We start from the raw sequence: 11,427 nt of genomic DNA on the forward strand, positions 1-11,427 counted from the left end.
CAATTAAGCTACCTTGGCAAAAAGAAGAGGCGGCGGCCGCAAAAGAGGTCCACGCAGAGAAGACACTACTCCACAGTTTCGGATCAATGATATGATTCGCGTGCCCGAAGTTCGCCTGGTGGGCGATAATATGGAGAAGCTGTCGGAAGAGATCGGAGAGAAAATAGAATCCGATGTTTATGATATCCGCACGGTAAAACAATGGGCCAGAATTGCGGATATGGACGTTGTGGAAATCAGCCCCAACGCCAACCCACCGGTCGTACGGATCATCGATTACAAGAAGTTCCTGTACGAGAAGAAAAGGAAAGAGAAAGAAATCCGTAGCAAGGCCGTGAAAACGGTGATCAAAGAAGTCCGCTTTGGTCCCAATACGGACGATCACGACTTCAACTTCAAGTTGCGCCACGCCCGCGGATTCCTGGAAGACGGCGCCAAGGTAAAGGCTTACGTTCACTTTCGGGGACGGAGCATTGTCTTTAAGGACCGCGGGGAACTCCTGCTACTCCGCTTCATGAAGGAGCTGGAGGATCTCGGTGCCGCCGAAGCCATGCCGAAAATGGAAGGCCGGCGGATGAACGTGATCATATCCCCTAAGAAGACCAAAACCAGCAAGTCAAAGAAGCCGGCCCCCAAGCCCGGAAACGACCCACCGGCAACATAATTTGGTGGCGATAAACGGACAAATAAGCGGAAACCGGTTAATCCTGACGGCCCGTCGGGTAATTATCTAACTTCCGGACAGAACTTTTAGGGGCATTTGCTCCTTATTTAATGGAGACTTATTCTATTTGGACCATCCGATAGACATTCGTTTCTTTACTCAATATCACTCCGTTGAGGTGATGCTAGTCTCAACGTAGTCATTAATTTTATTCACTAAACACAATACTTTTTGGGTAGAAGAAGAGGCGGCGGCCGCAAACGCAATTTTCAAAGAGAAGACACCACTCCAAAGCACCGTATTAACGACATGATTCGGGTTCCCGAAGTTCGGTTGGTCGGTGATAACGTCGCCGATATAGCCGAGGAGCTTGGAATCGATTTTGAAGCCGGTTCGGTAGTAGATACCCGAACGGCCAAAATGTGGGCCCGCGATGTAGGCCTCGACCTGGTGGAGATCAGCCCCAAGGCAGCACCCCCGGTCGTAAAAATCATCGACTACAAGAAGTTTTTGTACCAGCAGAAACAACGGGACAAGCAGCTAAAGGCGAATGCGGTAAAAACCGTCATCAAAGAAGTACGCTTTGGGCCCAACACCGATGACCATGACTTTGAATTCAAAGTCCGTCACGCCCGTGGCTTCCTGGAAGAAGGTAACAAAGTAAAGGCCTACGTCCATTTCCGTGGTCGTACCATCGTCTTCAAGGATCGGGGGGAACTGCTTCTGCTCCGCTTCATGAAGGAACTGGAAGATCTCGGCGCAGCGGAGGCGATGCCCAAAATGGAACGCCGCCGGATGAACGTCATCATTGCTCCGAAGAAGACCAAAACCAGCAAGGACATCAAGAAAGCCAAGGAGGCTAAAGAGGCCAAGAAAGCCCAGGCTGCGGAAGCCAAAGAGGAAGCATAATTCTCCCACGGTTTTGAAATAAAATAAAACGGGACGAACCAGCTGGTTCGTCCCGTTCTTTTTTTGTCCTGGCCATTGGTTACCAGTCCTCGGCGAAGGCCTTATTAAAGATTTGCTCGTTGAGCTGTTCGATGATGTCCGCAATCGCTTCGTCCTGAACTGATGCCAGGGTTTGGGACCCGGGAAAATCAAAAAAGTTGGAGAAGTTTTGCCGCCAGCCCTCGTTGTCGGGGTTACGGAGATCTTTGTACTCAATGGCGATCACGATGGTCAGGCGGTTGAGGGCCGAAAAGGCGGCCGTTTCGTTGCCGGGGCGGGCGGCCTCGGCGGATACGCGAAAGTCAACCAGTTTACCCGTAATTTCAATGTCCGGGCTATCCTCGGTGATGATGAGTCGGGCCTCGTCCCGCACCTTGTCCCGCAAGCTTTCCGTCATTTCCAGGTAGAGGGTTGGGGGAGCTCCGATGGCGTTATCCTGAAAATTGGGGATGTAAGCCTTTTCCACTCCTTCCGGAATGGAGATTCCCCGGAAGGAGTAACAACTGGTTACCGCAAACAACAACAGAAGCAGGGTAGAAAAACGGTAAATACCCATATTGATCATGCACATAATTAGAGCTACGAAGGTAGCGTAATCCGGGTGAACCATTATTCATCATCCTGGACTTACGGCTTTTTTAACGACTTGTCCCGGACGGGCACAAAAGGCGACACCCCCCGAATTCAAGTCCGGAGGGCGGCCACAATACATCCATTAATTTGGGGGAACGTACGGCCGACAAACCACAGGGTTTTAGCCGCTCATAGTTGGCCGCTTAGGCGGCGCTGAGGCGTAAATTTTCCATATCGCGGACCAGAATCCGGCCACGATTGAAGTAAATGAGGTTTTCTTTGCGGAGCTCGTTCAGCACCAGAGTAACCGTCTGACGGCTCGTACAGGTAATGTTGGCAATGTCCTGGTGCGTCAGACTGTGCTTGAGCAGCATCTCATACCCCACCCGACGGCCACGCTCACTGACCACTTCGTACAGGAAGTTGACGATGCGGCTACGGGCGTCTTTGAAGATCAGGTTCTCCAACTTGTTTTCGGCGGCCATCATGCGCTGACCGAACAGGAAGAGCACCCGCTGGCTGAGTACCGGGTTCTGGGACAGGATGCGCTGGAAATCCGCCACCCGGATCGTATAGTAGTGCACCTCTTCCTTCAGCGACTGGGCCGTTTCGTTGCGCTGAGACTCCCCAACGAGGGCCAGTTCTCCGAAGATGGCCTCGGGATGGATCAGTTGTTTGATGACCTCCTTCCCTTCACCGTTGTGGGTGCTGATTTTAATGGAGCCCTTCGCCAGCAGATAGATGTGCTCGCTCTTTTCACCGGGCTGGTAGATGATGGAATACCGTGGCTTCTTCCGAAACTCCATGACTTCACTTAGCCGAACCTTTTCCTGATCGGTCAGTGCATCAAAAAGGTCAAATTGCTCCAGTAGATTGATTTTTCCGGTATTATCCATGATGGCGTATTTATGCTGGGCAAATTCAAATTGGTGCAAAATTGTTTTCACCAAGTTTTAATTCCCCTGTTCACCCTACGGACACCGGAAATAGCCCCACCCCCCAAGGGAACCACCAAAAATTTTAAAAAAAGATTTTGTCCGCTATCGGACCAGCGGGTAATCGCCCCATCAGGAGTCCCGCAAATTGAGCAGCGCAACCCGCTGCAGCGCCAGGATGCTGAGGGCATCGGTGATGCGCCCATCCAGGGTCATGGCGATGGCTTCCTCCAGGGGAAGCTTCCTTACCGTGATGTCTTCGGTGGGTTCCAACTCGGAGGGTCCGGGGTGTAATCCCCGGGCCAGATAGGCTACTCCATATTCATCCGTCACGGAGTTGCTCAGGTGGAACTCCATAATCTGCTCCCAGGAATCGGCAGTAAACCCCGTTTCTTCTTTTAATTCCCGACGGGCAGTTTCCAGGGGGTCAGTACCTACGGGGCACCCACCTTCAGGAATCTCCCAGTGGTAATCCCCCAAGGCATAGCGCCACTGTCCTACGAGGAAGGTGTTGCCCCGCTCATCGACCGGCACTACGCCAATGGCCTGGTTCTTAAACTTCACCAATCCGTAAATACCATCCTGTCCGGAAGGGTTGATGACTTCGTGGTGCTCCACCCGAATCCAGGGGTTTTCGTAGGGGACGGATACGGACTTGGTCTTCCAGGGATTCATTGCGGGAGATTTTCTGAAGTGATACACGGCGGCTGCCATTCGCGGCCCGGAAAATTTCCTTTTTTGGTCGCTATCCTACGAATACAATCCTGCGTACACTGCCGTCAGGCGATTCCTGGCACCTGCACTGGTGCCCAGGGAAACTACTCCTTCGGTTAAAGGCTGGTTAGTCTTCCGGTATGGGGTGATAAAAACTTCGCGCTTGCCTATTGCAGCAAAATAGGGCTCGGACGCCAGGCTACGCCTTCGCGCAACGGGCGTTCGAATACGGAACTTAACCCATTGCTAAGGTTCGGGACTTCTTTATTTTTTCCTGGCGCGTTACCTTTCTCCAATGAGAATGATTGCCCTGATGGCCACCCTGCTGCTGTTCTTACCCCTGAGCGCCCAGCACCAACACGTTCACGGCCACACCCACGAGCGCCCCATCCATTTTCCCGATACCGATCGCTACCGGACCATCGTAAGTGACTTTCACATGCATTCCGTGTTCTCTGACGGAAGCGTCTGGCCCGACATCCGGGTGCAAGAAGCCCTCAAAGACAGCGTGGACGCCATTGCGCTCACCGAACACCTGGAATATCAACCCCACCGGGAGGACCTACCGCACCCCGACCGTAACCGGGCCCACAATCTCGCCGAACGGTACGCGCGGCCCTACGACCTGATGGTCATTCGTGGTGCCGAAATTACCCGCAACATGCCTCCGGGGCACGCCAATGCCATTTTTATTCAGGACGCGAATAAACTCAGAGTGGAGGACGCCATGGGGGCCTTTGAAGAAGCCAATCTGCAGGGAGGATTCACTTTCTGGAATCACCCCAACTGGTACGCGCAGGTAAAGGACGGCGTGGCCCGCCTGACGGACTTTCACCGCGAACTCATCGACCGCAAACTTCTGCACGGCATTGAGGTCGTCAATGATCTGACCATTTCTGAGGAGGCGCTCCGGATCGCCCTGGATCATGACCTCACCATTATGGGAACCTCCGACGTCCACGGACTGGTCGACTGGCAGTATGAAATCGCGGAGGGCGGCCACCGCCCCGTAACCCTGGTGCTGGCCAGTGCGCGTAGCCCCGAGGCCATCAAAGAAGCACTCTTCGCCGGCCGCACCGTAGCCTGGTTTGAAAACACCCTGGTGGGCAAGCGGGAAAACCTCCTGCCACTGGTAAAGGCTTCCCTGCAGGTTGAAGGAGCCGCCTACATCGGTCCTTCCGCCGTCATTGAAATCAGCATTCACAACGATAGCGACGCCGAGTATTTACTCGATAACGTCAGCGGTTACTCCCTGCAAAGTGATCTAGGACTCATCCGATTACACCCCAACGCCACCACTACCTTTTCGGTAATGACCGGAGAGCAAATCCCCGAATTTGAACTCCGCTTCCGGGTGCTCAATGCCATCATTGCACCGGGTACCCGCCTGGAGCTGACCCTGCCCATAAATGTCCGGTAAACGAACCGTTCTGGTCACTCCCCTCCTCCAGCCTCCCCGGAGGCCTCACCCAGTAGTTTGCCCGAGAAATTTTGCCGAATAAAAACACGCCTATGGATTAAAAATCAGTATTTTAATCTAAAAAATTAACAAAATACCCTTTTAAAACGGGCATAAACGCCTAATTGACAATTATCATTCGGAATTTTGGTTTAAAAACCCGAAATTATTCGGAAACCAAACCATCCTGCTATGATACGAACCCGATTACTTTCCTTCCTGGTGGTCATCTTGGCCCTGGGAAGCACTACCGTATACGGTCAGGACATCCCGACGGTCTATGCCTCCGTAGCCTGCTTCAAATCCCTGAACGGGGACTTTACCGACTTTCATGAAGAAGTAGCCAATAAATACTTTGATGCGCTGATTGAGGAAAAAGTGATAACGGACTGGGCCCTGTACCAGGTGCTCTACCCCAACGGAGAAGACTGCGATTGCCATTACCGAGGGGTACTCCAGATGTCCAGCCTGGCCAGCCTGGAGCGCCTGAATTCCGCGGAAAAGTCGATGGAGTTACTGAAAAAACTTTATCCCGGTCAGGACCTGGACGCCCTCATGGGTCGGTATATGGAAGCCGCCACCATGATGAACGAGCAGGTTTACCTGCTAAGGAATATGGCTGCCGGTGAAGGGCAGGAACGCCCCCGGATCATTTCCGTGAACTACATGAACGTTCCCGAAACGTCCTACACCGAGTACGCGGCCCTGGAAGACGAAGTCTGGAAGCCGATGCACCAGCAACGGATAGAAAATGGAAAAATGCTCGGCTGGCAGTTGTGGGAAAGGGTGCTTCCCGGAGGAATTGGTATGCCGGGGAATTTCGCCACCGTCGATGCCTGGGGTAGTTGGACCAACATGGCCATGCCCGAAGATATGGACGCGATTGCCTTCAAGGTCCACCCCAATCGGGACATGGACGGATTCTTCGCCAGTTCCGTAGCCGCCAGAGAATTGCATACCTCCGAAACCTGGGAGCTCCTGATGGCCTTCACCCCTGCAAAAAAATAAGCTCTAAGTACGCCAAGACCATCATCAACGCGAGGGGCGGTCCGGATATCCGGACCGCCCCGCTTGTTACCCTTCCGCCCATCGGACTACTTCTTGCGGGCGTAGACCTTCTTGATTTGCCGAAAGTTCTCCTTCGTGACGGCCTCTCCGGTATTGACGTAGTGCTCAATGGCAATGGCGTAATCCGCAATCAGCTTTTTGAAGGATCCCTTCGCCAGTGCGCCCATGAAGGCGGGCTTCGTCCGGTAAGTCATCTTGAAGGTGAACCGGCTGGTGTTGGCGTCAACCGCCTCAACGCGGTAAATGGCGAAGGTTCTCTCGGGGTCAACGGGGAATTTACCGGCCTGGTATACCTGATTGCGGAAGGTCATGTTCTCCGGGTCGTACTCCCGCTGCACCTCCTTGAGGTACTTGGTTCCCTGCTCGTTAAAATTGCACACCCGCTGGGCGCCTTCTCCGGCCTGCAGGGTGCCGTCCACGTAGTTTGAGCTGACAATCTTGGGGTGAGATTTTGCGATGGCCCCGTAGTCTTCTCCGACCACCGCCCACACCTGATCGGCGGGCGCGGCAATGAGGTGACTGACCGTGAAAGTTTGAACTTTTTTCTCTTTTTGCGCAAGCGCAGGTGCCGTGAAAAAGGCCAGTAGCAGGGTGAGTGTAGACATACGAATGAATACTTTCATGTTGACTGAATTAGTAGATGAATAACTGTTCGGGTCAAAATTGCCGGTATTCTTTTCGCCAGCCTTGGTCTTTTCGTCCAGTAAATTTCCGATTCGGTTCAGCTCCGGCCGTCGCGGTGCTCCTCCCGGTACTGGCTGGGTGCCGCCCCGTATTCCCGCAGAAATGTCTTGGAAAAATGGGCCAGATCCTGAAAGCAACAATCGTAGGCCACGTCGGAAATCCGCATTTCGGTAGACCGCAGCAAGCTGGCCGCCTTTTCCAGCCTTCGTCTCCGGATGTAGCGGGCGGGCGGGCAGTCGTAGTGCGCGGCAAACTGCCGCTTGAAGGAAGATAAACTCAGGTGACAGATGGCGGCCAATTCCTCCACACTCAGTGGGTTGAAAATATTATTTTCCACTACCTCCCGCAGGTCAAGCTCCCGGCGGTTGAACAGCCCACGGATGAGTAGCTTGATGGCGTCGGCCTGATCGGTCCTCGCCAGGAGCAGCACCAGTTCCTTTAATTTCAGTTTGAGAAGTTCGTCACTGACCAGCGACGGATTATCAAAGTAAAACTGCAGACTTTCCACGTAGGTGGCCATGAGTTGGGTGGCCCGGTATTGCCGGAAAGGAATCGGCTCCACGTTTTCCACCTCGTCCAGAAAACCGGGAAGTTCCTTGTCGTAGAGCATCCGCAGGACGTCGGGGTAAAGATGCACGGCGATGGCTTCGGCGTGCTCTACCCCCTCCTCCTTGACGTATTCGTTCAGGTAAGTTCCACACTGCATCACGATACCTTCCCCGGATTTAGTGGCTACCTTTTCCTGTGGGCCGTACAGGATGGTGTCGCCCCGCACGATGTAAATAAAGCAAGCCTCGTCGGGAAAGTCTCCGATGATCCGAAAGGGAGGTTTGAGAATGGCTTTCTCAAAGGTGGGCTTACCGAATAGGGGAAGACGCTGAAACTCTTTGATCATGGCGAGGATGGTTCGGGGTATCCCTAATGTGGCTTAATCGAAGTTGTTCGGTGGGCCAATTTCAGTATTTCGTGGGGAAAACGCTTGTTCATTTCGTCCAGCCCTTTGTCCGCCTGGATCACCGTGGATACGGGATCGACACCCGCAAAATAACCGTTCCGCGCAAATCGAGAGCATACGGGGCCCCGCCGCCGTGGCGGCGTCTAGTGGTGTAGACCCGACGGCGAAAACCCACACCACCAAGCAGATTGCCCCCGACTTCGGCATTTGGACTTCACCCCTTTCTTCACCCAAAGATTTGTCATGCGTCTCGTATCCCCGTTGCTTTTCCTCCTCCTTATTGGCTGCCAGTCCACCGAAGAGGGTGCCACCGAAGAAGACCACGCATTCACTACGTGGTCACACTACGGGGGTGACCCGGGCTTCCGCCACTACACTTCCCTGACGGAGATCGACACCAGCAACGTGGCGCTCCTGGAGCCCGTGTGGGTCTACCATACGGGGGATGCCGACACGGCTAACCACAGTCAAATTCAATGCAACCCCATTGTGGTGGGCGATCTGTTGATCGGTGTAAGTCCACAGATGAACCTGTTCGCGGTCAACGCCGTAACGGGAGCGGAGGCCTGGGTGTTTAATCCGCAGGACGGAAGTCTCGACGCCAACGGTAGCGTCTACAAACACATCATGATCAACAGCCGTGGGGTGGCCAGCTGGACGGATAGCCTGGGCCATACGCGCATTTTCTTCACGGCGGGTTCGCGAACGTACGCCGTCGATGCCTCCACCGGCCGGAAGATTGAAGCTTTCGGGTCGGACGGATTCATCGACCTACACCATGGGCTCGGCCGGAACGTCGATGATCACTTTGTCGTTTCCACCTCTCCGGGCATCGTTTTTGAAGACCTGCTCGTCATGGGGACCCGGGTGGATGAATCCCTCCCCAGTGCGCCGGGGCACCTTCGCGCCTATGACGTACGCAGCGGAGAACAACGGTGGATATTCCGGACCATTCCGGGCCCGATGGACGAAGGTTACAACACTTGGGGGAACAAGGCGGCCTGGCAGTATACCGGAGGCGCCAACGTCTGGAGCGGGTTCAGCATGGATCAGGAACGGGGAATTATCTTTTGTGGTACGGGGTCGGCGGCCTACGACTTTTACGGTGCCAACCGCCCGGGGAACAATCTTTTTGCCAACTGCGTACTGGCCCTGGATGCCCGCACCGGGGAGCGTAAGTGGCACTTCCAGACCATTCACCATGACCTTTGGGATAAGGACCACCCCACTCCCCCCGTACTCGTCACCCTGAACCGCGAAGGGAAATCGGTTGATGCCGTCGTGCAGGCCACCAAAAACGGGCAACTGTTCGTTTTTGAGCGCGAAACCGGGGAACCAGTTTTCCCCATTGAGGAAGTACCCGTGCCCCAGGAAGGTGCCCTCCCGGGTGAAATTCCTTCGCCGACTCAGCCCATCCCTACCCTGCCCAAGCCCTTCGCCCGGCAGAGCATTAGCAAGGAAGACATCAACCCCTACCTGAGTGAAGAGGATCGCGCCAAGGTTCTGGCCGACATGGAACGTGCCCGGATGGGCAGCCCCTATTTGCCCCCCAATGAGCAGCCGATGGTCCTGCTTCCCGGCTTTGACGGAGGTGCTGAATGGGGAGGCCCCGCCTACGATCCCGCCACGGGCATGCTCTACGTGAACGCCAACAATATGGCGTGGTACATCGAGATGCGCAAAAATGAGTGGTCCGTTCCCGATGAGGAGAACTGGGCCCAGGCCGGCGAACGCCTCTACGGCAAGTATTGCCAGAGCTGCCACGGTACCGACCGGGCGGGTACCGGCAACAACCCTACTCTGGTCAACATCGGGGAACGGTACGACCGGGAAAGCTTCGGCACCCTGCTGCAATCCGGAAGGAGAATGATGCCCGCCTTCGGGCACCTTAAGGAGGAGGAAACCTCCGCAATCGCGGCCTTTGTCCTTAACCTGGAAGAGGAAGGGAAAAAGGAATTCAGCATTCGTCCCCTCAGCCCGGAAGAAGACCCTTACTACGTTTCCTACAAGCTCCGGGGTTACACCAAATTTCTGGCACCCGACGGCAAACCCGCCATCAGCCCGCCCTGGGGCACCCTGACGGCCATCGACCTGAACAGCGGAGAACACCGCTGGCAGGTTCCCTTAGGGGAATACCCCGACTATAAAGCCCGGGGCATTCCGGCAACGGGCACCGAGAATTACGGTGGCCCGGTAGTCAGCGCGGGAGGGTTGGTTTTCATCGCCGCCACCTCCGACGCTAAGTTTCGGGCCTTCCATAAACGAACGGGAGAACTGCTGTGGGAAACTGATCTACCTGCGGCCGGATTCGCCACTCCCTCCATCTACGAATACCGGGGCAAACAATACATCGTCATCGCCTGCGGTGGTGGCAAATTGAACACCCTGGCCGGAGACGCCTACGTCGCCTTCGGCCTCCCGGAACCCCCGGAGAAAGAAGATAATCCCAGCCGGTAACGCAATTGCCACTGACCGCAAAAGCCGCCGATGATCGAACAAGCATGATTAAATTTCTTCACGTACAGGGTTACCGTATCGCATACCGGGAGGCCGGTCGGGGCGACTGCGTATTATTCCTCCATGGTTGGCCCACCAATTCCCTACTTTGGGAAGCCCATATGGACGCCCTGAAGAGCACCCACCGGGTGGTGGCGATCGACTGGATCGGATTCGGACGTTCGGACAAACCCGATGGTTTCGACTACTCATTCTCCTCCATGGCACGGGTGCTCGATCAGGTCATTGCGCAACTGCTCGGACCGGAAGAACAATTTACGCTGGTGGGACACGATATTGGCGGACCTCCCGCCATCCTGTGGGCAGCCAAACACCCCCAGCGGCTCCGGCACCTCATCCTCCTGAATACCGTACTGTACACCCTACACACTCCCCTGGATCGGATAAGTGAAGTACTGTTCAAACTGCCGGGGCTACGACACGTTTTCGCCAGCGACCTGGGCTTACGGACCATCATGCTGACCAACACCCGCAACTGGCGGAGCGGCTTATGGTCCCGGATCGGCACCATTGTAGCTTCCTGGCGGAGTACCTCAACGAATTTTACGCTACGGATGATCGCCGCTCCCATGGAGCGGGGCCGGGCGGCAGAACTCCGCAACCTGAGCGATACCCTACGGGGGATTCCCGTCAGCAAACACCTGATTATCGCCCCGGGGGATCCACTCTGCGGCCGGCATATGCTCAGGTTCCGGGAGGAAGCTCCCGATCTTGACGTACATATACTGCGGCCCTGCGGCCACTACATGCCCCTCGACCAACCCCAGTTGGTGAATGGGGCCCTACGATCCATCCTGGATCAGTGACAACCCTACGGCCAATATGGATCGGGGGAAAGCCGGCCTTCCTGGTGGAAGACCGGCGTAAAAGGGATCTCAGATGATAAGTCATGAGTGGGCGGAGCCCAATG

Annotated in this window: 11 protein-coding genes; 6 read left to right on the forward strand and 5 right to left on the reverse strand. The window is 55.1% G+C overall.

Going from position 1 to position 11,427, the window contains the following annotated elements:
• Positions 1 to 13: 13 nt before the first annotated feature.
• Positions 14 to 664 carry a translation initiation factor IF-3 gene (gene infC / locus E1J53_RS11150; protein WP_216650037.1) on the forward strand — a complete coding sequence of 217 codons (651 nt, stop codon included), beginning with the start codon at positions 14 to 16 and terminating at the stop codon, positions 662 to 664.
• 231 nt (positions 665 to 895) lie between these two features.
• Positions 896 to 1,573 (forward strand): translation initiation factor IF-3, encoded by a 678-nt coding sequence (infC, locus tag E1J53_RS11155; protein ID WP_173021449.1) that lies wholly within the window; start codon positions 896 to 898, stop codon positions 1,571 to 1,573.
• A gap of 79 nt (positions 1,574 to 1,652) precedes the next feature.
• Here the strand turns inward: infC (E1J53_RS11155) and lptE are convergent, their stop codons facing one another.
• The 3 genes from lptE to E1J53_RS11170 all read right to left on the reverse strand — a co-directional run bounded on the left by lptE (position 1,653) and on the right by E1J53_RS11170 (position 3,795).
• The gene (gene lptE / locus E1J53_RS11160; protein WP_253931465.1) at positions 1,653 to 2,177 is read right to left on the reverse strand and encodes an LPS assembly lipoprotein LptE; all 525 of its coding nucleotides are present in this window, start codon (positions 2,175 to 2,177) and stop codon (positions 1,653 to 1,655) included.
• A gap of 211 nt (positions 2,178 to 2,388) precedes the next feature.
• Complete coding sequence (locus tag E1J53_RS11165; RefSeq protein ID WP_253931466.1) at positions 2,389 to 3,120, reverse strand: Crp/Fnr family transcriptional regulator; 732 nt, start codon at positions 3,118 to 3,120, stop codon at positions 2,389 to 2,391.
• 132 nt (positions 3,121 to 3,252) lie between these two features.
• Positions 3,253 to 3,795: an NUDIX hydrolase gene (locus E1J53_RS11170; RefSeq protein ID WP_134270596.1), complete on the reverse strand. Its 543-nt coding sequence runs from the start codon at positions 3,793 to 3,795 to the stop codon at positions 3,253 to 3,255.
• 334 nt (positions 3,796 to 4,129) lie between these two features.
• Between E1J53_RS11170 and E1J53_RS11175 the strand changes: the two genes are divergently transcribed.
• Both E1J53_RS11175 and E1J53_RS11180 read left to right on the forward strand, forming a co-directional pair.
• Positions 4,130 to 5,254 (forward strand): Sb-PDE family phosphodiesterase, encoded by a 1,125-nt coding sequence (locus E1J53_RS11175; protein ID WP_253931467.1) that lies wholly within the window; start codon positions 4,130 to 4,132, stop codon positions 5,252 to 5,254.
• Between the two features lie 231 nt (positions 5,255 to 5,485).
• Positions 5,486 to 6,301, forward strand: a complete 816-nt coding sequence (locus E1J53_RS11180; RefSeq protein ID WP_134270597.1) for a hypothetical protein — start codon at positions 5,486 to 5,488, stop codon at positions 6,299 to 6,301.
• An 86-nt stretch (positions 6,302 to 6,387) separates the two neighbouring features.
• On the opposite strand, the gene E1J53_RS11185 is transcribed toward E1J53_RS11180, so the two are convergent.
• Entirely contained in the window at positions 6,388 to 6,966 is a 579-nt protein-coding gene (locus tag E1J53_RS11185) for an SRPBCC family protein (protein WP_173021450.1), read from the reverse strand.
• Between the two features lie 116 nt (positions 6,967 to 7,082).
• On the reverse strand, positions 7,083 to 7,940 hold the full coding sequence (locus E1J53_RS11190) for a helix-turn-helix domain-containing protein (protein WP_134270599.1): 858 nt from the start codon (positions 7,938 to 7,940) through the stop codon (positions 7,083 to 7,085).
• Positions 7,941 to 8,243: 303 nt separating this feature from the next.
• Between E1J53_RS11190 and E1J53_RS11195 the strand changes: the two genes are divergently transcribed.
• Positions 8,244 to 10,457, forward strand: a complete 2,214-nt coding sequence (locus E1J53_RS11195; RefSeq protein ID WP_134270600.1) for a PQQ-binding-like beta-propeller repeat protein — start codon at positions 8,244 to 8,246, stop codon at positions 10,455 to 10,457.
• A 44-nt stretch (positions 10,458 to 10,501) separates the two neighbouring features.
• Positions 10,502 to 11,323: an alpha/beta fold hydrolase gene (locus E1J53_RS11200; RefSeq protein ID WP_134270601.1), complete on the forward strand. Its 822-nt coding sequence runs from the start codon at positions 10,502 to 10,504 to the stop codon at positions 11,321 to 11,323.
• Positions 11,324 to 11,427 lie beyond the last annotated feature (104 nt).

The organism is Lewinella sp. W8 (assembly GCF_004375085.3).
In the GTDB taxonomy this organism is placed as follows: domain Bacteria; phylum Bacteroidota; class Bacteroidia; order Chitinophagales; family Saprospiraceae; genus Neolewinella.